This window comes from Cognaticolwellia beringensis, from assembly GCF_002076895.1.
In the GTDB taxonomy this organism is placed as follows: Bacteria; Pseudomonadota; Gammaproteobacteria; order Enterobacterales; family Alteromonadaceae; genus Cognaticolwellia; species Cognaticolwellia beringensis.
Window position 1 is genome coordinate 1252783 of sequence record NZ_CP020465.1, and the last position, 22317, is coordinate 1275099.

17 protein-coding genes and 1 pseudogene are annotated in these 22317 nt (G+C 37.5%); 11 read left to right on the forward strand and 7 right to left on the reverse strand.

Annotated elements, in window-relative coordinates; genetic code table 11:
• Nucleotides 1-237: 237 nt before the first annotated feature.
• The 3 genes from B5D82_RS05295 to pedF form a co-directional block, all read right to left on the reverse strand.
• Complete coding sequence (locus B5D82_RS05295; RefSeq protein WP_081149768.1) at nucleotides 238-2001, reverse strand: PQQ-dependent methanol/ethanol family dehydrogenase; 1764 nt, start codon at nucleotides 1999-2001, stop codon at nucleotides 238-240.
• A 215-nt stretch (nucleotides 2002-2216) separates the two neighbouring features.
• Complete coding sequence (locus B5D82_RS05300) at nucleotides 2217-3107, reverse strand: substrate-binding periplasmic protein (RefSeq protein ID WP_081149769.1); 891 nt, start codon at nucleotides 3105-3107, stop codon at nucleotides 2217-2219.
• A complete protein-coding gene (gene pedF, locus B5D82_RS05305) occupies nucleotides 3094-3534 on the reverse strand; it encodes a cytochrome c-550 PedF (RefSeq protein WP_081149771.1) in 441 nt (146 codons plus the stop codon). Before pedF ends, B5D82_RS05300 begins: the two co-directional genes overlap by 14 nt.
• Before the next feature lie 418 nt (nucleotides 3535-3952).
• Between pedF and B5D82_RS05310 the strand changes: the two genes are divergently transcribed.
• The 4 genes from B5D82_RS05310 to B5D82_RS05325 all read left to right on the forward strand — a co-directional run bounded on the left by B5D82_RS05310 (nucleotide 3953) and on the right by B5D82_RS05325 (nucleotide 7585).
• Entirely contained in the window at nucleotides 3953-5083 is a 1131-nt protein-coding gene (locus B5D82_RS05310) for an ABC transporter substrate-binding protein (protein WP_245807561.1), read from the forward strand.
• Nucleotides 5084-5148: 65 nt separating this feature from the next.
• A complete protein-coding gene (locus tag B5D82_RS05315) occupies nucleotides 5149-6078 on the forward strand; it encodes a YVTN family beta-propeller repeat protein (protein WP_245807613.1) in 930 nt (309 codons plus the stop codon).
• Nucleotides 6075-6803 carry an ABC transporter ATP-binding protein gene (locus B5D82_RS05320; protein WP_081149774.1) on the forward strand — a complete coding sequence of 243 codons (729 nt, stop codon included), beginning with the start codon at nucleotides 6075-6077 and terminating at the stop codon, nucleotides 6801-6803. The genes B5D82_RS05315 and B5D82_RS05320 overlap by 4 nt, the downstream gene beginning before the upstream one ends.
• Entirely contained in the window at nucleotides 6803-7585 is a 783-nt protein-coding gene (locus B5D82_RS05325) for an ABC transporter permease (protein ID WP_081149775.1), read from the forward strand. Before B5D82_RS05320 ends, B5D82_RS05325 begins: the two co-directional genes overlap by 1 nt.
• Before the next feature lie 337 nt (nucleotides 7586-7922).
• On the opposite strand, the gene B5D82_RS05330 is transcribed toward B5D82_RS05325, so the two are convergent.
• A complete protein-coding gene (locus B5D82_RS05330; protein ID WP_081149777.1) occupies nucleotides 7923-8366 on the reverse strand; it encodes a PACE efflux transporter in 444 nt (147 codons plus the stop codon).
• Between the two features lie 133 nt (nucleotides 8367-8499).
• Here B5D82_RS05330 and B5D82_RS05335 point away from each other — a divergent pair, with 133 nt between their 5' ends.
• On the forward strand, nucleotides 8500-9408 hold the full coding sequence (locus B5D82_RS05335) for a LysR family transcriptional regulator (RefSeq protein ID WP_081149779.1): 909 nt from the start codon (nucleotides 8500-8502) through the stop codon (nucleotides 9406-9408).
• Nucleotides 9409-9659: 251 nt separating this feature from the next.
• Nucleotides 9660-10169, forward strand: coding sequence for a hypothetical protein (locus B5D82_RS05340; RefSeq protein WP_081149780.1), 510 nt, complete (start codon nucleotides 9660-9662; stop codon nucleotides 10167-10169).
• Nucleotides 10170-10356: 187 nt separating this feature from the next.
• On the opposite strand, the pseudogene B5D82_RS19855 reads toward B5D82_RS05340, so the two are convergent.
• The 3 genes and pseudogenes from B5D82_RS19855 to B5D82_RS05355 form a co-directional block, all read right to left on the reverse strand.
• Nucleotides 10357-10644, reverse strand: a pseudogene (locus B5D82_RS19855) (ATP-binding protein); the annotation flags it as partial.
• 1125 nt (nucleotides 10645-11769) lie between these two features.
• A complete protein-coding gene (locus B5D82_RS05350; protein WP_081149783.1) occupies nucleotides 11770-12099 on the reverse strand; it encodes a hypothetical protein in 330 nt (109 codons plus the stop codon).
• A gap of 303 nt (nucleotides 12100-12402) precedes the next feature.
• The gene (locus B5D82_RS05355) at nucleotides 12403-13383 is read right to left on the reverse strand and encodes a transposase (RefSeq protein ID WP_081149785.1); all 981 of its coding nucleotides are present in this window, start codon (nucleotides 13381-13383) and stop codon (nucleotides 12403-12405) included.
• A gap of 399 nt (nucleotides 13384-13782) precedes the next feature.
• Here B5D82_RS05355 and B5D82_RS05360 point away from each other — a divergent pair, with 399 nt between their 5' ends.
• From B5D82_RS05360 to B5D82_RS05380, 5 genes are all read left to right on the forward strand, one after another.
• Nucleotides 13783-16122, forward strand: coding sequence for a TonB-dependent receptor (locus B5D82_RS05360; protein WP_081149786.1), 2340 nt, complete (start codon nucleotides 13783-13785; stop codon nucleotides 16120-16122).
• A gap of 184 nt (nucleotides 16123-16306) precedes the next feature.
• Nucleotides 16307-17629: a DUF3422 family protein gene (locus tag B5D82_RS05365; protein WP_081149788.1), complete on the forward strand. Its 1323-nt coding sequence runs from the start codon at nucleotides 16307-16309 to the stop codon at nucleotides 17627-17629.
• Nucleotides 17630-17877: 248 nt separating this feature from the next.
• Nucleotides 17878-19038 (forward strand): porin, encoded by a 1161-nt coding sequence (locus tag B5D82_RS05370; RefSeq protein ID WP_081149789.1) that lies wholly within the window; start codon nucleotides 17878-17880, stop codon nucleotides 19036-19038.
• A gap of 198 nt (nucleotides 19039-19236) precedes the next feature.
• Nucleotides 19237-19896, forward strand: coding sequence for a response regulator (locus tag B5D82_RS05375; RefSeq protein WP_081149791.1), 660 nt, complete (start codon nucleotides 19237-19239; stop codon nucleotides 19894-19896).
• Between the two features lie 796 nt (nucleotides 19897-20692).
• Complete coding sequence (locus tag B5D82_RS05380; protein WP_081149792.1) at nucleotides 20693-22291, forward strand: cation:proton antiporter domain-containing protein; 1599 nt, start codon at nucleotides 20693-20695, stop codon at nucleotides 22289-22291.
• Nucleotides 22292-22317: the final 26 nt, after the last annotated feature.

Sequence of the window (22317 nt, forward strand, 5' to 3'; positions counted from 1 at the left end):
TCTTTCCATGGCCCTGTTTAAGTTTGCTTTAATTTGTTATTAAAGCGCTTTGTTCGTGTATCTATAGTAGTTCGCTGCAAGCAAGTGACACTATTACCCATAGGCTTTAAAAACATCATACTTTGGAATGAGTTGATAGATTTCACTTGGGCTGTAAACGAATTATTTAAAATAAAAAATGTAAAAAAAAAGCTTTTGAATAAATTCAAAAGCTTTTTATAAGCAACCAAGTGCTAACTATTTAGGTAGTTTAAATGTCCAAACACTGCCACCTTGGTTGAAGTGTTTAATACGTTCAGCAACGTCACCACCCCATAAAGGAACAGCGCCGCCCCAGCCAGATAATACTGATAGGTATTGCTCGCCATCCATTTCCCAAGTAACAGGTGACCCAACGATGCCAGAACCGGTATTAAATTTATATTTAACTTCACCTGTTTTAGCGTCAAGCCCTAGCAAGTAACCTTCAGGTGTACCTGTAAATACTAAGTTACCACCAGTGGCCAATACACCACCCCACAATGGCGCATAGTTGTTGTAACGCCAAATAACTTTACCCGTTTTAGGATCGATTGCTTTTAATACACCAATATATTTTTCATTAATCGCTTTAATGGTAAAGCCAGCACCTAAGTATGCCGCGCCTTTTTTATAAGCGGTTGGTTCATTCCAAATATCCATTTCCCATTCGTTTGAAGGCACATAGAATAATTCAGTATCTTGGCTGTAAGCCATTGGCATCCAGTTTTTAGCACCCAAGAAGGCTGGCGCTGAAACTACAGTGCTACCTTTATTACCGTCTTTAGATTTACTCGGATCGCTAGGTCTGTTGCTATCAACATAGATCGGGCGACCCTTATCAGTAAGTCCTGAAGCCCAAGTAATTTTATCTACAAATGGGAAACCACGAATAAAGTCACCATTTTCACGATTAAGTACGTAGAAGAAGCCGTTTCTGTCAGCTGTAGCTGCCGCTTTAATCGTTTTACCGTTTTCTTTATAGTCGAAAGAAATGAGCTCGTTTACACCATCAAAATCCCAACCATCATGTGGTGTGGTTTGGAAGTGCCAAACAATTTTACCGGTATCAGGATTGATAGCTAAACGCGATGATGAGAAAAGGTTATCGCCTGGACGTAAATGTGAATTCCATGGTGCTGGGTTACCAGTACCGAAAAATAGTAAATCGGTGTCGGCGTCATAAGTACCGCCTAACCAAGGAGCTGCGCCCCCAGATTTCCAAAGTTCAGCTGGCCATGTTTGTCCTGGTTTGCCACCAGAAATACCATTGTCCATTTTTTTGCCATTTTTCCAGATGTAGCCCATATGGCCTTCAACGGTTGGACGTTCCCAAACTAATTTACCATTGATGGCATCGTAAGCTCTTACTTTACCCACTACACCAAACTCACCACCGGCAACACCTGTGATAACTTTGCCTTTAACAATAATAGGAGCCGCAGTAATTGAGTAACCCGCTTTATAATCTTCTACTTTCTTCTTCCAGACTACTTTACCTGTGTCTTTGTGCAGCGCGACGAGTTTTGCATCTAGCGTACCAAAAATAACTAAGTCATCGAAAAGCGCAACACCACGGTTAATAACATCACAACAAGGCATTATTCCATCAGGTAATCTTGCGTCATATTGCCAAAGCTCGTCACCTGTATTTACATCGATAGCATACACGCGAGAGTATGATCCGGTGATATACATGACGCCATCTTTAATCATAGGTTGAGATTCTTGACCACGTTGTTTTTCGCCACCTAATGAGAATGACCAAACCGGATGCATTTGCTTAACTGTTTCGGTATTTATTTTATCAAGTGGACTGTAACGCTGACCTTTTAGGCCAAGTCCGTAGGTCACTACGTCATTAGTTGTCATTTGGTCATTGGCAATATCTTTTTCGGTTACACCAGCGTTTGCTAGGCCAGTTAACGTTAAAGACATGGCAATGGATAATGACAATATTTTATTTTTACCTGCTGTTATCATTGTTATTTCCTCTTGGGGTTTAAATATACGTAACGATATTTTTGTCTACTTTCCTTCCTGTTAAACGGCACTAGATTGAAACTATTTGGCTATTTGAATCAAAGCATTTTTACAGGCTATAGCCATATTAAAGCCTGGAAATTTTACTGACTATCACTCAGCCGTAGAATTTTTTTCATCACTTAGTATGATTAAAGGGATGATTATTAATCAGCTTACTTTGTTGCAGAATAGAACTCAGGAAGCTGATAAATGGCATGATAATCTTCAAATATATTTTTCATTACGCCTTGTTTTATCATGGCCTCAACGATGTCAGCGATGGCGTAACCTAATTGTCGATAATCACTTTTTACTGCCATGCCTATATCCCATTGTTGCTTGCCTATATTTGGAAAAGCATTAGCGGCTAATTGGTATTTAGGGCTGGCTAGCTGCTGCTGGTAATAACTGACTTGACTTCTAAGCCCCATCACCGCATCAACCTTTTGTTCATTCATTGCTGCAATAGCTAATGCGAGTGAATTAAACTGTTTGGTTTTTTTACTCATACGGCCATTAAAAGCAGAGATGAGGTAAAATTGTGGAATAGAGTCTACTTCTACGCCAATATCGTGATATTGGAAAACTGCCATGGTAGATACCTCTTCAATTTTTGTATTATTGAAAACTATTTTCCATGACTCAGTATGGTAGGGGGCAAACATATGCACTTGCGCATGCACCAACTCACCAATGTCATCTCGTAATTGAGAATATTTTTTATCGTAGGGAACGCGCAGCATTAGGTCAGCAACTGTGCGTTTTAGGAAATGTCCTTTCCAGAGGTTATTGCGTAAATCGTCTTCTACGTTTTCATCTGCGGTAACCCAGCGCAAGCGAAGTTCAACACCCAATTTTTTGGCAATATATTTTGCTACTTCGACATCAATACCCTTAGCCTCGCCATTTACTTGGAATGAGAAGGGGGTAAAGTCACTATAGACTGCAACAGTAATTTCATTGCTTTCTATTATGTCGTCATACGAGCGTGCAAAAGTTGTTGTGGCAAATATGCCACAACAACTTAGCCAAAAAATGAGAACGCTAAAGTTATTCTTTTTCACTGACTGACTCTAACCAAGTACGGATAGACCAAAGTGCTTCTTGGTTTAAGTGTTCTGTCATTTTCGGCATATAAACCGCACCGTTACGAACAGCACCGTTTTGCACTCGGTAGACATACCACTCATCACCGTCATAATCGTTGGCTAATTCACGCAAATCAGGCGCAATACCACCTGATATACCTTCTAAACCATGGCAGCGAGCACAATTTTGGTTATAAGCTGAAGCACCAACGCGTAAAATCTCTTTACGTGTATCACCTTCTGATTCACGGTAAGGGTTCGTTTCACTCCATTCTTCACCTAAAGTCGGCAGTGTTGAGGTGTCGATAGATTGCGGCGTTACTGGACCATGAGCCGCTATGCCGAATGAGCAAATTAATATTAATGCAATTAAATAGTTGCGACCTGAATTAAGCTTTAGCATTGCTGAGTACCTCGGTTTCTATGTAAATTATTCGTGGAGTTTAATTTTGATAACTCATCATAAGGATGTCAGCAGGGTTCAAGAATTATACTTTAGCGCGTTAGGCATCATCCTTTAGTATGACTTTATTGTCTAAAAAGCTAGTTAATCATTACTATCTAAATAAATAACAATGACTTATGTTTTTTCGTGGGCGATATATTAGACTTTTAACTTTAGGTGTTTCTTCTATATGCTAAGACCTGGTATATCAAGTTGATTGTTTAGTCTTAGGTCTTTACTTATGTTCGAGTTTGCTATGTTTATTGTGCCCCTATTTATTGTGATCATGTTTTTCCTGACTAAGGCTAGGCTGGCTATATTTAGGGCCAAAAAGGTAAGGATTAAAAAATATCTATTGGCTGGCATTATGTCCATTATGTCGATAGCTTCTTTAACGGCAACTTCTCAATCAATAACAATTGATATCAGCTACTTAAATTTAGATCAGCAACGACCAACCAACGTACTTAATATTTTTAATACCCCGAAAAATAGCGGTTATATGGGCGCTAAACTTGCTATTGATGATTCAAATACCACGGGTAAATTTTTACAACAACACTTTAATCTACACTATTTTACAACGCCGAAAAGCCAGGAATTTTTAACTTATTTAGATAGCGAATATCAGCAAGGGCGACGGATTTTTATTCTCGATGCGCCATTATCAGACTTAGTTAAAGTTGATTTTTGGGCGAAAAACAAGCCCGTGCTGTTATTTAATGTCAGCGAGTCGGCTGATGAACTTCGTACAACTCAGTGTTTAGCACAGGTATTTCATACAATTCCTAGTAACGCGATGAAATCTGACGCACTAGCGCAGTGGTTATTATATCGTCGGATGAACAAAGTATTATTAGTTCATGGCAGTAAACCAGAAGATATAGCTTTAGCCACATCATTTAAACGTTCCGCGAAACGGTTTGGCTTAAAGCTTATTGACGAAAAACAGTGGGATTTTAATACCGACCTTAGGCGAAGTACCCAACAAGAAATTCCGTTATTTACCCAAACCGTGCAAGATTACGATGTGGTGTATGTGGCTGATAAAAGTAAAACCTTTGCCGAATTTTTACCGTTTAATACTTATTTACCGCGTCCTGTTATTGGCTCAGCTGGCTTGGAAGCTTTAGCATGGCACGGTGTTATTGAACAGTGGGGCGCAACGCAATTGCAAAACCGTTTTAATGACTTAGCTGATAGAGCGATGAATGAAATGGACTTTGCAGCTTATATAGCGGTGCGTAGTGTTGCTCAATCGGTGCATAAACTTCATTCAAACGACAGTAGTAAACTCCAAGACTTTATAAACTCAGAAAAATTTGAATTAGCGGCATATAAGGGGCGTAAACTCGGTTTTAGGTCTTGGAACCGACAATTAAGAATGCCGTTAGCTTTGGTGCATCCTCATGCTTTGGTGTCGCAATCACCACAGCCGGGTATGCTACACCCGATAACCGAACTTGATACGCTTGGCTTCGACGTTCAAGAATCACATTGTAAATAAGGCTCATCATACTTATGAAATATACAAAACTTGTTAGATTATTATGCTTAGCTGCTGCTCTTAATATGACTTCTGGCTTTGCTGCTGAGTTTGCTTATGTCACAAATGAAAAAGACGATAATATTTCTGTGATTGATTTAAACGAAAATAAAGTCATTAAAACCATAGCGGTGGGTGAGCGGCCACGTGGCATTATTTTCAACAAACAACATTCACTTGCTTATATTTGTGCCAGTGAGTCAGACAGAATTCAAATTTTAGATCTTAATACCGAACAAATTGTTGGTGAGCTACCTTCTGGCGAAGACCCTGAAACCATAGCCTTACATCCTAATGGTAAAATTATTTATACCTCGAATGAAGACGATGCCTTATTGACGGTGATCGATATTGATACCGCAACCGTTATTGCGCAAATTGATGTTGGCGTTGAGCCTGAAGGCTTAGCTGTAAGCCCCGATGGAAAGATTGTTGTGGTGACTTCTGAGACCACCAATATGGTGCATTGGATAGACACACAAACCAATAAAAACTTTGCCAACACCTTAGTTGGCGCTAGACCTAGATCGGCTAAATTTACCGATGATGGTAAATATTTATGGGTAAGCTCTGAAATTGGTGGTGCAGTGGTAGTGCTTGACGTGAGTACGCAAGAAATTGTTCATGAGTTTACTTTTGCTATTCGTGGTATTCATCGTGATCGCGTACAACCTGTCGGGGTAGAGTTATCAAGCGATGGACGTTACGCCTTTGTCGCATTAGGGCCGGCTAATCATGTTGCAGTTATTGATCGCAATAATATGAAAGTAGAAAAATATTTATTAGTCGGTCGCCGCGTATGGCAGCTTGCTTTTAATGATGATCAAAGCCAGTTATTAACCACTAATGGCATAAGTGGTGATGTGTCGGTAATTGATGTTGAGCAGATGAAAGTCACAAAATCTATTAAAGTTGGCCGATATCCGTGGGGCGTAGTAATACGAAAAGTGCCATGAGTATAGTCACTGAGCAGCTGAGCTTCCATTATGGTAAAAAAACGGTAATTGATAATCTAAGCCTGAAAATTAACAGCGGTTTTAACGTGTTACTTGGGCCAAATGGGGCCGGGAAAAGTACCTTGTTTTCAATGTTAACAGGCCTTTCTCAGGCGTCTATTGGTAACGTTCACATTAATGGTTATGACCTTAAAGAAAATCGCCCTAAAATCATGCGTTCGATGGGCGTGGTTTTTCAGCAAAGTACACTAGATTTTGATTTATCTGTAAAACAAAATTTAGTTTATTATGCCGCGTTGCATGGCATTTCAGCATCGAAAGCCCTGAGTAATATCAGCGATATATTATCGCAATTACAATTAACGCAGCGACTTAATGACAAAGTCAGATCGTTAAATGGTGGGCATCGTCGCCGAGTTGAAATTGCCCGCGCGTTAATTCATCAACCCAAAGTATTGTTGTTAGATGAAGCCACGGTAGGTTTAGATATTGATAGCCGAAAAATGATCACTGATTATGTAGGGAAACTCTGCATAGATTTAGATATTTGCGTGTTATGGGCTACACATTTAATTGATGAAATAGCAGAGAATGATCAACTTATACTGATCAACGAAGGAAAAATCACTGCACAGGGCTTAAGCCGTGAACTATGTAAGAAGCACAACGTTGACGATATATATCAACTGTATCGCCGATTAACCACTAGTACGGAGCTTGTCTAATGAGCAGCCAATATCTGTATTGTTTTAATGGCATTGTTAAACGTGAAGTTTTACGCTTTTTTCAACAACGTTCTCGTTTACTTAGCGCGCTCGTTAGGCCTTTATTGTGGTTGGTAGTATTTGCAGCAGGCTTCAGGGCGGCTTTAGGGGTGTCAATAATGGAACCTTACGGCACTTATATTACTTATCAGCAATATATTACTCCTGGCCTTTGTTGCATGATTATTTTATTTAATGGCATGCAAAGTTCCCTTTCTATGGTTTATGACCGTGAAATGGGCAGTATGAAAGTGCTTTTAATGAGCCCATTACCGCGCCCCTATTTATTGTGCTGTAAGTTAATTGCCAGTGCCTTGTTGTCGCTTTTACAAGTGGTTATTTTTTTACTCTTTGCCCAGTTAGTCGATGTAGATATTCCACTGCTAGGTTATTTAAGTGCAATACCCGCTATTTTCTTGATTGCGTTTTTTCTAGGCGCGCTAGGCTTGATGTTGTCTAATTTGATTAAGCAATTAGAGAACTTTGCTGGCGTGATGAATTTTGTTATTTTCCCTATGTTCTTTCTATCTAGCGCCTTGTATCCGCTTTGGAAAATGAAAGAAGCGAGCATTTGGCTATATTGGATTTGCCAGTTTAACCCTTTTACGGCCTGTGTTGAGTTATTACGATTTGCACTTTATGGACAATTGAATTATTCGGCATTATTAACGGTATTAATTGCCACCAGCATTGCATCATTTTTTGCGTTAATGAGTTTTAAGCCACAACTTGGGCGTAAGTAAATATTATACCAATTTGATTAATCAAAATTACTCTCTTTTAGCTTAAGTTTGAACAGATGAGTAGAGTAGATCTATAAATTGAATGACCGCTATGTCGAAATAAGTGTCACTTTGATGTAATGTTTAAATGACCGCCATGGTGGCGCAAAAGTAGACCATGGCGACTAATAATCAGAGTGACTAGTCTATGTTTTCTGCAAGCTTAAAACTGCCGCTGAACTTCCATTATTTAATGTTAGCTTTGAGCCTATTATTGAGACTATAAAAACTATAAATTGGATGCAAATTAGCTAAACCACTACACTTCAAAGCGATAATCTCAAACGATGCCTACATACTATAGGATTGATGCTACTTGTCTTTTAGTCATACGACTCTTTATTATAAATACGCGTAGATGGTCATAACTCAAGTTAAAAATGAACGCATAAATAGTAATGAAAATTGTTACCCCTAAATCCATTATAAAAGCATCCCAAAAACTCAAATCTAGAATAAAAGCCATAACTGGAATAGTAAAAAACAATAATCCCGCTTCAAATAAAAATACATGCACGATACGAATCAACAATGACCGCTTAGTTTTTTCGCCTTTAACGTAGAGATCAAACACATAATTAAAACTGTAATTCCAGAACATTGCCATACTAGCGATAACTATCATTGTTTCTGATAGTGCGCTGATGTCATGCTGCGTGAATATTACTAAACCTGTAATTGACATAATTAAGGCTAACACTTCAAATGTTACTGAATGAAAGACTCTCTCTATTTTTCCCATTGTTTTTTACCTAAAAAATATGATTAACTTACTTTAGAAGTTGTTATTATGTCAGGAATAAAATAGATAAAAAGTTAACAACCATCACGCTTGGTGATGGTTGGCTTGAAATCATTCACCATGAGACTTGTTAATGTACAGCTTTGAACAACTAAAAGTATTTATCACAGTGTGCGAGATGGGATCGTTCTCAGCGGCTGCACGTAAACTAAAACGTGCCCAATCAGGGGTTAGCCAAGCGATCGCGAATCTTGAAATATCTATTAACCAGGAGTTATTTAATCGAGAAAAGAATACGCCTGTATTAACAGCAAATGGTAAAACGCTGTTACCCATTGCAAAATCAATTATTCACCAACAAAGATACTTCGATCAAAAATTAGAATCTTTAAGCAATAAATATGAAAATGAGTTAGTGATTGCCATAGATGAAAGTTTAGTGAGTAGTGATTTGTTAAACATTTTCACTCCTCTTTCAGAGCAATTTCCTATCACTCATATTGAAATTATAAGCACTTCAACTTTTGAAGTTGAGGAGTTAGTACGAACAGGTAAAGCACAAGCAGGTTTAATATACGCGGATAGTGAATTAAAAGTAGATATGGATTTCTTCTTGCTAGGGCAAGCTAGATTTTTAACTATCTGTGCACCTGAGCATCCATTAGTTGCACTTAATACAGTGGAAGATAATGATTTAAAAAGATATCGTCAATGTGTACACCGTTGTATTAAGCAAAGAGAGCTGTGGTTTAGCTATGCAATAAGCACAAAAGTTTGGTATGCCAATACGCACAAGACCTTAATCGATTTGGTTCTCCAAGGTACGGGGTGGGCTAGCGTACCTGAGCAGTTAATAAAGCAATACCTAGACCAAGGGAGTCTTATTGCTTTACCTGTTGCACATGAATACAGCGGATGGCTAACACCTGTGGGTTGTTTAATTTCCAGAAGTCATCCAACGGGCCCTGTATTAACCAGCCTGATAGAAAGCTTACAGGAATACCACTTTAGTAATGATCATTGGGAAATTAGAAATAAATAACTGGGTCTATTTAATTCTAATATAGTGATTTAATAACATAAAAGGTTTATGCTGGAAAATATCTCTTACCTGTGCCATCTAATAACATTTAACTGTACCACTCAATTACATTCAGCTGCACCATCATTAATTCATATTCAGTTAGCATTAGTTAAACTCTGAAGTGATGAAAATATAATTCTTTGAGTATCAAAAAAAGAACTATTCTTTTAAAATAAAATTTATAAAATTCTGATAAGAGGTATTTTAATATGTGTAAAGCAGATCCAATCCCTGATATTCAATTTTCTGCAGGTATGGAAACTCAAACGGGGAAAGTATTAAAAGGTACTTTTAGGAATCAGTTTATAGATGCTCAGAATGTCATTGAACAACGTAACCTTATAGGTAACTTTTATTATCGTGATGACAACTCATTCCAACGTGAAATTGCTGTTGCTACTGCATGGCTAGCTCATGCGGTTCGTCTAGAGTGTCGGAAAAATATGAATAGTAAATTAACAGCTAGAGTAATCAGTGACTTAATGACAGCCTGGGGAGTTAAGCAGTTTGGAGAAATAGATAAAATGCCTGTGCAGGTCAGCTCATTTACTGCAGTAGTAGCTTTAGTCTTGTTTGAAAGTGCGGGGGTTCGTATTTCATTTAAAAAAGAAAACCACTATCCTTATACGAACTTAACTAATTTAAGTTCAAAGATTCTTGATAATAAATGGCTCAAAGGAGAATCAGGGATAATGCACCGAGAATTACAAATATTATAATCCGTTGATTTTCTTTTTTACAATCAACTCTTCGCCAAAACTATATGGATGCTAATTGTCATAACGGTAATGTAAACACTTTTATTAAACTTAAGTTAGCTTACAAATACCTACTACATCACATTTATTGAGAAATAAGTTCGGATTGATGTAGTAGATAGAATTACAGATATTTCCTGCTAAACAGTTATTTAGCTTTTGCCTTAGCTCTTCTCATTGATGGTCCTTTTAATAATACATCATGAGAGTTATGAACAATTCGGTCTATTATTGCATCGGCAATAGTTTCATCTTTAAATGATTCAAACCATTGAGGAATAGGATATTGTGTCGTTAATACTAATGAACCATTCATGCTTCTCTTATCTATAATTTCTAATAAGTGAGGGCAAAACCGGTTATCAATTCCACCTAAACACCAGTCATCGAGTACTAATATTTTATATCTAGCTAACTGGTTTTTTAACTTACGAAGAGATCCATCCGCAACCGATTAAGTGTGCCACTCATAATAACTCCCTTTGCAAATTATCTATCTTGATTACGATTAACTATGCCACCCATAATAACTCCCTTTGCAAATTATCTATCTTGATGATTTGTCGATGTTCTCTATAACCTTAGCCGCAGCCTTGGCTGTCCGTTATAGCGGTAGACTGTACAAAAATTCAAATCCCTGAACACCAGCAGAGCGGTTTAAACAAGATGTTGCGTTGAACAATTGAACTCACATGGCAAAGCGGTCTATTTATTGTGGTAAATTCAAGGAAAGATTAGGTCGGCTTTTTGGAATAATTAGTGTGAATAGTAATGATCGTTATGACCGTAATGTCGGATAAAACGACAAAAATCGCTATGTCGAATTGAAGCTCAAAGCTGACGGTGAAGGATTAAGTATGCCACCCATAATAACTCCCTTTGCAGATTATCTATCTTGATGATTTGTCGATGTTCTCTACAAGGATTAAGTATGCCACCCATAATAACTCCCTTTGCAGATTATCTATCTTGATGATTTGTCGATGTTCTCTACAACCTTAGCCGCAGCCTTGGCTGTCCGTTATAGCGGTAGACTGTACGATTAACTATGCCACCCATAATAACTCCCTTTGCAAATTATCTATCTTGATGATTTGTCGATGTTCTCTATAACCTTAGCCGCAGCCTTGGCTGTCCGTTATAGCGGTAGACTGTACAAAAATTCAAATCCCTGAACACCAGCAGAGCGGTTTAAACAAGATGTTGCGTTGAACAATTGAACTCACATGGCAAAGCGGTCTATTTATTGTGGTAAATTCAAGGAAAGATTAGGTCGGCTTTTTGGAATAATTAGTGTGAATAGTAATGATCGTTATGACCGTAATGTCGGATAAAACGACAAAAATCGTTATGTCGAATTGAAGCTCAAAGCTGACGGTGAAGTTCAAGTTTTATATGTTAACTATGAGCCTAAAGTTACTGTTTTAAATCAAAGTTCGCTTTACCAATATCCAACTAACATTAACAACGGATAATTCTCCGGGGGCAAGTTATTATGACTGGCTTAAAAAACCTTTTATTTACAAGGTCTTATCTAAGCGAATATTCTGTTCTCGATACACTAGCCTTTGTCATATCCTTTGTCGCTCATACAGCTTTGAATGGTTGAGTCAAAGACTTGTTGCCAATCTTCTTGTGCTTTCTTATTTTGTTCTTTAATTTTCTTTTGGGAAAAAGAACAAGAGGGATCGAATCTAGTCGAACATTTAAGTAATGGTTGACTCATCGGAGCTTCACCTGCTTTTGTGGTTGCCAAAACCTTGCAATCATCTAACGCTACTTTTTGTTTATTTTTTTCACTGGTGGCTTGCTTTACCCACTTTGTTTCGTTCTCGGTGGCAACACATCCAGCCAGCATTAAGACCAAACTACAAAAGATAAGTTTTTTCATAAAGGTTCCTTACTCTATTGAGTGTTATTTATAGGTTAGAAAATTGAGTTTAACTAGCATAAACCACCAGCACGCCTGACACAACAAGCTATGATTAACTATGCCACCCAATGATAACTCCGCAAAGATAACGCTCTGAAACACCGCTATCCTAGGGTCAATCAACAATGCATGTATTTCATATTATAAGCTTTTGTATGTCGATTTTTATCGATTTTGATTAAATTAGGGAGTTTCAGGCATGCTTTGGTTGCTACCTAAAGGTAACTATATTTTTATTGCTGTCTAAGAATGTAGTTAAGTTTAAGCGCTATTTAAACAAGCTTCAGCATTGCTGATACCATGTGCTCGTTTTAAGCCGACATGCTCGGTAAATTCACATAAATGCTCTACGGTGCCAACTGCGCCAGTGAATATACCTTCGAAGTTTGTTGTGAGTTTTAGCCAGCTTTCGTCGCTAATGTGCAGCCTCAACAGTATATTTGCTGTATTAGCACTGATAGCTCCGTGTTTGTCTGCTCTTATTACGCGACCTGTTTCATCTACAAGGGCTAAGTAATCTTTCAAGCTAAAAGAAATACCTGTAGTTTGTGCTTGCTTTTCATTGCCGGTGAAAGGTAGTAATTTCTTCGGTTGTTCGCCATTTAATGCGGCTTTGATACGTAGTTGAATACTAGTAAAACTCGATTTTTCAGGTGTTGGCGCAATACCTGCGCGTACAGGATTTAAATCTACATAAGCCATGCAAGCGAGTAATGCTCCTTCATCTAATAAAGCTTGTGATTTAAAGCGTCCTTCCCAAAAGTGGCCTGTACACTTATCTTCTTTATTTGCTTGCCTGGCAATTGGCTCGTTTAATGCGCGCATAAACCAACTGATATCGATTAAGCGTTGTTTATAGACTAGTGCTGTTTCTTCAACCATGTCCATTTCAAATTTAGTTAGCGATTGCTCTGCTTGATACTTTCTGGTCAAAATGGTGCCTTTAAACAACTTATGCCAACGGGTAAGTACATCTAGGGTAGACCATTTTTTCACTTGTGCACTATCAACGTGAAGCACTAAATGTAAGTGATTATGCATTACAGCATGGGCGCAAATATCAATAGAAAAAACTCGAGATAGTTGAAAAATACGTTGCTCAATCCAGCTGCGCCTATGCTCATAACTCACCCCGGTTTCTTTATCAATGCCACATAAAAATGCCTTGCGGACAGTTCGGCTGCAAACATGATAATACGGAGTATCAGATAAACTAATCTGTTGTGAACGAGGTTTAGGCATAATAATCACCACACTTAAAAGAGTAAATTAAGTGTAGTATATTGGTGAAAATAAGAGCAAATTATTATGGGTGGCTTAAAAGGAAAAGGAAAAGGAAAAGGAAAATTTTGTTAACTTTACCAATGTACAGCCGACCATTCAGATAAGTGAAATTAGAATTTAGTAATACTACAATCAAATAAAATGCATAAGTGGACATTTTTCATCGTGATAAAGGTATAAACACAGGGGAGTAAATTAGTCATACTTTAGCAGGAGGATATTTGAGTTTGTTTTATGTAAATATCTGATTTTATATGTTTTATTTTATTTTTATGTTTCATTGTTCTTGTAGGTGATATTGATTAATTTAGCCATCAGGTTACATTGTCAGCTCTTCATTTTATTTTGAGAGTTGTTATGAAACGGACGTTAACTTTTTTATTTATTTGTGCTTCACTCCCTACTTTAGGGGACGATATGAATGGTGTTGAGAATATTAGTATTTATGGACAAACACCACTTTCCACTAATGACCTTGCTGAAGAAAGCACCTTTGGTAGTGTTCAAACAATTAATGCCGAGTCGATAGCACAATCTCAAGCTATTTCGTTAGCTGAGCACATGAAAAATAAGCTAACAAGTCTACATATTAATGACATACAAAATAATCCCTTTCAGCCTGATGTGCAATACCGTGGCTTTACCGCTTCGCCTTTATTAGGTTTACCTCAGGGGATTTCTGTTTATCTTAACGGGGTGCGATTCAATGAACCTTTTGGCGATACGGTAAACTGGGATTTAATTCCGCTTGCAGCGCTTGATAAAGTAGCGTTATTTTCTGGATCAAACCCTGCTTTTGGGCAAAATACTTTAGGAGGGGCGCTGGCACTTACCACTAAAAATGGTTTTAGTTATACCAAGCATGAGCTTGAAGGACGTTTTGGTAGTTTTGGACAACAGCAATTTACTGTGCAATCAGGCGGTAATAAAGGTAACTGGGGCTATTATATTATTGCTAATCGTTATAAAGAAGATGGTTGGCGAGATTATTCAGAAAGTGAATTAAAGCAATTTTTAGCAACATTAAGTTATGCAGATGAAGATCGTACCGTTGATTTTACTTACTCTGCTAATAATAACCAATTGCTGGGAAACGGTGCTGTGCCTGAAATATTGGCCGAATTAGCGGGCAGAAGTGCCATTTACACCCAACCTGATAAAACTCATACAAGATTTCAGCAATTTAGTATTAAGTCTGACAGTGTTATTAACGAGCAAATGTCGTGGCAAGGTAATGTTTATTATCGTAAGAATAAAATTAACAGTATTAATGGCGACGACAGCGATTATGAAGAGTGTGAGTCTGGTGCACTATATAGTTTGTGTGAAGAAGATGAAAATGATGAGTTAGAACGTGTTCATTTTGTTGGCTTTGATGAAGACACTTGGTTAAGTGAGCTAAGAGATATTGATGCGGACGACGTTGATGGTACTTATAATACCGGTTTTACTGATAACGAAAGTTACGGTGTCGCGTTGCAATGGGTACGCTTAAGCCATTTTGACGCAACCGATACTCATGCGGCATTAGATAACGAATTTATTTTCGGGCTAGGAATTGATAAGGCGGATATCAGCTTTAGAAGTGATACCGAGTTCGCGGTGCTGCATAACGATACAATTTCTGATGATCGTTCAGTCACGGGCATTGGTTTATACGATATGGAGTCGCGTGTTAAATTAGAGGTCAGTAATAAACAGCAATATTTTTACTTCTTAAATACGTTATCAATAGGGGAGGATCTTACGCTTAATCTTGCTGGACGGTATAATCATACTCACATAAGTATGCAAGATCAGATTGAAAGCGGGCCAGGTTCACTTAATGGCGAGCACTATTTCAACCGCTTTAACCCTGCTATTTCAGTGAATTACCTATTAACGCCTGAATATACAGTGAAACTAAGTTACAGCGAATCATCACGCGCCCCTAGCCCTGCTGAACTTAGTTGTGCAGATGAAGAAGACCCTTGTAAATTACCCAATGCGTTTGTTGCTGATCCGCCGCTTGAGCAAGTTGTGGCGAAAACAGTCGAAGCTGCTTTAGAGTTTAAAAACGATAATTTTTCTGCTTTAGCGACCGTGTTTTCAACCATGAGCTATCAGGACATTATATTTCAACAAGCGGGTAATAAATCAAACCAAGGGTACTTTATTAACCTTGATAAAACGCAACGCCAAGGCATTGAGTTGGCAGCTTCTACCCAAATTAACTCGGTTGATTTAGGGGCGAGTTATAACTATTTAAATGCCACTTTTGAATCGTCTTTTGTTTCTTTTAGCCCGGTAAACCCTTTAGGTGCAAACAGGCAAGTTGAAGTGGGTGACAACATTCCAGGCCAACCGCAACATCAATTAAAATTTCATGCGAATTGGCAGTTTAATGATGCACTAAATATGGGTACCGAGATGTTGTATGCGTCTTCATCATATTATCGTGGCGATGAAGCGAATGAGAATAAAAAAATTCCATCTTATGCGGTGACTAATATTTATTTTAATTACCAGATAACTCAACAACTGCGTTTGTCAGCTAAAGTCGATAATCTGTTTGATCGCCAATTTGACACTTTTGGTACATACGGTGAAGCAGATGAAGTGTTAGAAGAAATTTATCCGGATACTGTATTTGATGAATACTTTGTTGGTCCGTCTAGACCGCGCTCTGCAAGCATCAGTATTAATTATCAATTTTAACTACTCATTTTAACTATAAATTTTAGCCATCAATTTTAGCAAATGAATAGTGATTAATAGTCTCAACAGTACGGTTCTAGTTTGGCCGTACTGTTTTATTATTTATGCGCGGCGTATTGCCATGCACCAACGAGCTTTTAGTTTGCTGGTTGAACGAATTGTTTAAATTTTTTGGAGAAACTCAGTGCACACGAACTTATTAACAACAAACGCTAGCGCTGTGAATTATGAGCGGGCAAGTATTGCTGTATCGCCACTACGACAACAAATTGCACAAGAGTTGCATAATAGACCGTCACCGCAAGTCCATGTGCCAACCTCTATTACCCACATGGCGGTGCGTTTGACAGAGCAAGAGCGTGAACAAGAATATCAGCAGATATATAGTTTTTGTCAGCGATATAATGTTAATCCACCTACCCGTGAAGCCAGTTGTTACTATCAGGACTTTGGCAGTTTTGAACTAAGATGGGAACGCCATCTTGAGTTTTCTAGTTATAGCTTTATTCGCAAAGGGCTAGGGCAGTCACTATTTGATGGCTATGCCACTGAGTATGTACCGCAAGAGTGGTTTGACAATATCGTTGGCGAACTCGTTAGTGCGGTTAATTTGGTTGTAAACCAAGCTGAATTATCGGAGCAAGAGCTCTGTCATGCTTTTGAAAATCATCAAGTACTAGGTAGCAATGTTGCGGATAATCGGGCCAATGTTTATACCTCGTTCAAGCTGCATAGTGACGGTTTTGGACGTATTATAATCCAGAGCAAGTTACTCAATAGTTATCAAGCTGGTCGTTTAATTCAGCGAATGTTAGAAATAGAAACTTATCAAATGATGGCACTGTTGAGTTTGCCTATTGCTCGTTCGTTATCACCTAAAGTAGCAAAAATGGAAAGTGATTTAGTTGCTATTAATCAGCAAATGGCAGATAGCGACAAAACTAATGATGGAGAGATGCTAGATAAACTTTCTGAATTAGCAGGAAAAACTGAGCAACTTATTGCCGATATTAGTTATCGTTTTAGTGCCACCAATGCTTATTATGAATTAGTGTGTTCTCGACTAAGACAGTTAAAAGAGACTGATATCGCCGGTACTGAACGCATTAACGAATTCGTTACTCGAAGGCTCAGCCCTGGTATACGAACGTGTCAGGCGCTATCTGTTCGACTAGAAGACCTAACTCGTCGAATAGCTCGGGCAAGTAGCCTGCTTAGAACTCGTGTTGACCTAACGATTGAGCAGCAAAATCAACAATTATTGTCGGCGATTAATAAACGCGGTGAAGTGCAATTGCGCTTACAGCAAATGGTTGAAGGGGTTTCAGTGGCTGCGATGGCTTACTATTTAATGGGGTTGTTAGATTATGTATTGAACGCAGTTAATGTTTCAGGTTTTTCCGTCAATAAAGTGATGGTAAAAGGCTTTGCAGTACCCATTATTTTACTTTCTACTTGGTTATTAGTTAGGTTTGCCATTGGTTATATTAATAAAGGCAAAGATTAATAGCCGAAATAATCGTTCACTAAATGTTTAAAAAATATTTTAAAAAGTGTTTGAAATATTGTCTTGAGTAGCAGGAACTTAAGCTGCTTAAGGCATCAGCTTTACTTTATCCTCCTTGCTCCTCCTAAAGCATTAGGCCTTTAGCTTACGACTAAAGAGCCGTTTATTTGGTTAAGTTGACTCATTTTATTTACTCAGGGATTTTTTATTATAAGTACACATTTATAATAAAAAACCGGAAGCATAAAATGACTAAACGATTTAAAGTAAGCTTGATCACCGCTACATTAGCTATGGCCGCATTTAACAGCAGCGCCGCTGTTGAAATTTATGAAAATGACGGTATGTCATTTAGTGCCGACGGTCTAGTGAATGTATTCTATGTAAACAGCTCTGTTGAAGCTACAGACGCTAGCGGCAACGTTAGTGACCGAGACCAGTCTCGTGTTCGCATGGGGTTCTTACCTAATAATATTGGTTTTAATTTTTCTAACCAATTATCAGATCTAAAAATTGGTATGCGCTCTTCATTTTGGGTTTCAATTAATGACACAGATCAAAGTCGTGACGCAACACCAGGCGATTTAGGTACCGGCTCATTGATTGACGTTCGACAGTTTTACGGCACGGTGAGTGGCGATTGGGGCGAAGTTTTATTGGGTAAAGACTTTGGCTTATTTAACCGAGCGAATATTTTAGGCGACGAATTGTTATTAGGTTACGGCCAAACATCTGATTTTTTTGGTTTAGTTGATGGTGGTAACGTCTCTTTCGGTAATATTAGTACTGGTTATACCTACCCATTTCCAAAATCACAAATTACATACCGTTCGCCAGATATGAATGGCTTTAAATTAGCGGTTGGTATTATGGACCCTAATAAAACGGGTTCTGATTCATCGGAAGACTTACCACGTTTTGAAGCTGAATTAATGTACACAACAACCATTGATGAAACATCGATTAAAGCATGGGTCAGCGGTGTTTCGCAGTCGAGTGAAGCTAATGGTGTTGAACAAGACCAGTCGGGTATAGGCTATGGTGCTAACGTTAAGTTTGGTGGTTTATCACTTACTGCTTCAGGGTTTAGTTCAGAAGGTTTAGGACATGTTGCTGGCCTAGATAATATTGTCGGTGATGATGCAATTGAATCAGATGGTTACTTAGTGCAAGCGTCTTACACAATGGAAGACAACCGTTTTGTTGTGACATATGGGGAAACTGAGGTTAAAAACACCGGTAGTGTATTAGATGCAACACATACCAATACGGGGGTTGCATACTTTAGAACAATACGCCCTGGTTTAACGCTAGTGTTAGAATATAACAATACCGAAGCGGACGTGTCTGATTCATTGATGGCTGAAGATAATAATACCTTTGCAATCGGTTCTGTTATCACTTTTTAATTAATAATTATGCACTTGTATTATGGATAATTAATCCCCTTTAAATAATGAATACCAGTTCAATTAACCGAATTGGTATTTATTATTTTGAATTAGTGCACCCTAAAAGATGAGCTTTCTACAACTTTAGGAGGGTTAAATAATTTCTCATAACCTGCTATGGTTATCTCGCTCATTCATTTTACGGTAATTCGCCTTATGTATAAAATTTTGGTTGCAGATGATCATCCGTTATTTAGAGATGCAATCGTTAATATTATAGGCATTAAATTTCCTGGTTCCACTACCTATGAAACTGAAGATGTTGAATCTACATTGGCGTTTGTTCAAGACAATGATGATATAGATTTAATACTCTTAGACTTGAATATGCCAGGTATGTCCAGCCTTAACGGTTTGTTAGATATTCGTAATCAATGTCCGACAACGCCGGTAGTTATTGTTTCTGCCGAACAAGAAAAGCAGAAAATTTTGCAAACACTTTCGTATGGAGCTGTTGGTTTTATTTCTAAGTCTTCCTCAAAAGATGTTATTGGTGAAGCGATAGAAAGTGTCTTTCAGGGCAATGTTTACTTACCTTCAGATATTATGCGATCGCAGGTTGATGCAACGACAACTAAAAAAGAATTTCAAGTAGCACCAGAGAATATATCTTTACTGACACGCCGTGAACTCATCGTGTTAAAGCACTTAACCAAAGGTGAAGCCAATAAGCAAATAGGCTTTAATTTACATATTTCAGAAACCACGGTTAAGTCGCATGTTTCATCTATTTTAAAGAAACTAGGTGCCTCTAACCGCGTGAAAGTGGTATTGGGCTGTAGTGATGTTGATTTTAATCAGTACTTAAAGCGCTAGAAATACTTACTTAACGAGTTAGCCTTGTCGATGCTCAAAAGACAAGGCCGAATGTTAACACCAAGCTACTTTTTCGTATCTTAATTAGCTTAAACTACCGTTCATGTTTTCTGCTAGAGTTTGACAAGCTATTAGTGCTTAACGGTAGGGAGTATTTAGGTTTTTTCTAGAACTCAAAAGTTATTCGCTCAATATAATGAGTGTTCAATTAAGCGCCTACCTTGATTTATCCTTCTTTCTGCAAGATGAAAAAATTTAATAAACTGACTATAAAATCCACTGCTATAAACGCGATTTTAGCTTAGCAAAAAAATAGTTAGTATGATTTTTAATTGATGTTAACTATCATTTAATCCGTTCATTGTGCTGTTATACCAAGTTGATTAATTAACTGCTCATTTTTAATGGTTAAAATTAATAATGACGGCTTATAACATTTATAAGTAAAATAACTACTGACTAAATTTTATGCCTTGTAATTATCCATTTTCCCTCATGAAAAAGTAGAACACTTAATTAATCAAATTGGTATTAAATTCCATTATGGAACAGCCTGTTTCGAAACAAGCGACTGCACCAAAGTGGTGCTAGTGCATCAGTTTTAAGCATTATGTGATATTTTGATAAATATAAATGTTTTTTATATTGTATTGTTTTATTTAATTTATTGATTTTTATGTGTTATTTATTGATGCTGTAATGTTTTTAGTATGCTGTTAGTGGTCTGTAATGTGCATGTAACTTATCAGTTGTATTTTATTACTGATGTAAATATCAGGTTGTTTTAAGGGAACAAATGGACTCCATACTTGTTATTATTGCTATATCGTTAGCACTTGCTAGCGTAATAAATATAGTGTTAACGAAATTTTCTATTTCTCATATTATTGGTTACATAATTACTGGCACCATCGTCAGTAATTTTTTCGACTTTAACGGCAGCACCACACCGCATTCTCTTGAACTTATTGGTGAGTTTGGTATTGTTTTTCTTATGTTTACTATAGGTTTGGAAATGTCTTTTTCTAAACTAGGTAAAATGAAAGAGCTGATATTTTTTAATGGCTTTGTGCAGGTCGCGTTAAGCTCTTTAGTTATTTATGTTATGAGCTTTTATGTTTTTAATGTTGCCCCTATTCCATCATTAATTATTGCCCTGGCTTTTAGCTTGTCTTCAACGGCTATCGTTTTGCCGTATTTAAAAAAATCAAAAGATATTGTTACCCCTTACGGTAAAAAATCAGTCGCTATATTAGTTTTTCAAGACTTGGCGGTTATCCCTATTTTATTACTGATGGGTTTTTTATCTAATAATGAATTATCAATGACAGATATTTTATTAAAAACGGTATTGTATGCAGGCGTCATTATTCTTTTCATGTTTACCATTGGCAAAAAAATTATTGCTTGGCTACTGCACTTCTCGGCAAGTGCGCGTATGGAAGAGCTCTTTTTAAGTTCAGTGTTTACTATTGTGGTAGGTGCATCTTTAATCGCGCATGAAATGGGTTTTACTTATTCTTTAGGCGCATTTATCGCAGGCATGATCATCGCCGAAACTAAATTCCATATAAAAGTAGAGTCAGATATAGCTTCATATAAAGACTTATTATTAGGGGCGTTTTTCTTTGCTATTGGCACAAAAATAGATGTATTTTATTTTATCAGCAACCTGCATTGGGTACTGGGTGTATTAGCACTAGTGATGATTATTAAGGCCGTTATCATTTATTTACTGATAAAAATTAAGTCTAACAAAAGTGAATCTATAAAATCTGCCGTGGCATTATGCCAAGTTGGCGAGTTCTCTTTTGCTATTTTTGCTATGGCTATAAATTATGAATTGTTATCAGAAAGTTTAGGCAGCTTTCTGATATTGATCACTGTGTTGTCGATGATTTTAACGCCTTTTATGGTAGGCAATATATACAAATTAGCCGCCATTTTTGTTGTTGAATTTTTTGAATCAGACAAAATAACAACCGTAAAGGCAACTAATCACACCATAGTGTGTGGTTTTGCTATTTTAGGGAGAATTGTTGCCAAAGAACTCAGCAATAAAGGGGTTAGTTTCTTAATTATTTCTGATAATTTACAGCATGTAATATTGGCAAGAAAGCGTGGTTATGATGCTTATTTTGGCCACTTAGATAAAGCACCGGTATTGGAAGCATTAAGAGTAGATCAAACTAACAGTATTATTGTCACGGTTAACTCTTTGGTAAACAAACAAATTATTTGTTCAGCGGTACTCGCTCATTATCCAAATGCAAAATTAGTTGTCAAAGTTAACACCTTGGAAGAAAAAGCCGCATTAGCCGATATCAAAATTAGCTCGTTTGTTCATGCTCAGCATGAAACAGCGGCGCTTTTAGTTAAACAAAGTATGGTTTGAAATTAAGGGGTCGATTACTTTTACAT

Bases quoted from the DNA above. Each gene is read 5' to 3' on its own strand.
- B5D82_RS05375 (WP_081149791.1), top strand. From the start codon at position 19,237: ATGTATAAAATTTTGGTTGCAGATGATCATCCGTTATTTAGAGATGCA.
- pedF (WP_081149771.1), bottom strand. From the start codon at position 3,534: ATGCTAAAGCTTAATTCAGGTCGCAACTATTTAATTGCATTAATATTA.
- B5D82_RS05310 (WP_245807561.1), top strand. From the start codon at position 3,953: ATGTCGATAGCTTCTTTAACGGCAACTTCTCAATCAATAACAATTGAT.
- B5D82_RS05370 (WP_081149789.1), top strand. From the start codon at position 17,878: ATGACTAAACGATTTAAAGTAAGCTTGATCACCGCTACATTAGCTATG.
- B5D82_RS05350 (WP_081149783.1), bottom strand. From the start codon at position 12,099: ATGAAAAAACTTATCTTTTGTAGTTTGGTCTTAATGCTGGCTGGATGT.
- B5D82_RS05355 (WP_081149785.1), bottom strand. From the start codon at position 13,383: ATGCCTAAACCTCGTTCACAACAGATTAGTTTATCTGATACTCCGTAT.
- B5D82_RS05315 (WP_245807613.1), top strand. From the start codon at position 5,149: ATGACTTCTGGCTTTGCTGCTGAGTTTGCTTATGTCACAAATGAAAAA.
- B5D82_RS05330 (WP_081149777.1), bottom strand. From the start codon at position 8,366: ATGGGAAAAATAGAGAGAGTCTTTCATTCAGTAACATTTGAAGTGTTA.
- B5D82_RS05380 (WP_081149792.1), top strand. From the start codon at position 20,693: ATGGACTCCATACTTGTTATTATTGCTATATCGTTAGCACTTGCTAGC.
- B5D82_RS05320 (WP_081149774.1), top strand. From the start codon at position 6,075: ATGAGTATAGTCACTGAGCAGCTGAGCTTCCATTATGGTAAAAAAACG.
- B5D82_RS05340 (WP_081149780.1), top strand. From the start codon at position 9,660: ATGTGTAAAGCAGATCCAATCCCTGATATTCAATTTTCTGCAGGTATG.
- B5D82_RS05325 (WP_081149775.1), top strand. From the start codon at position 6,803: ATGAGCAGCCAATATCTGTATTGTTTTAATGGCATTGTTAAACGTGAA.
- B5D82_RS05360 (WP_081149786.1), top strand. From the start codon at position 13,783: ATGAAACGGACGTTAACTTTTTTATTTATTTGTGCTTCACTCCCTACT.
- B5D82_RS05295 (WP_081149768.1), bottom strand. From the start codon at position 2,001: ATGATAACAGCAGGTAAAAATAAAATATTGTCATTATCCATTGCCATG.
- B5D82_RS05335 (WP_081149779.1), top strand. From the start codon at position 8,500: ATGTACAGCTTTGAACAACTAAAAGTATTTATCACAGTGTGCGAGATG.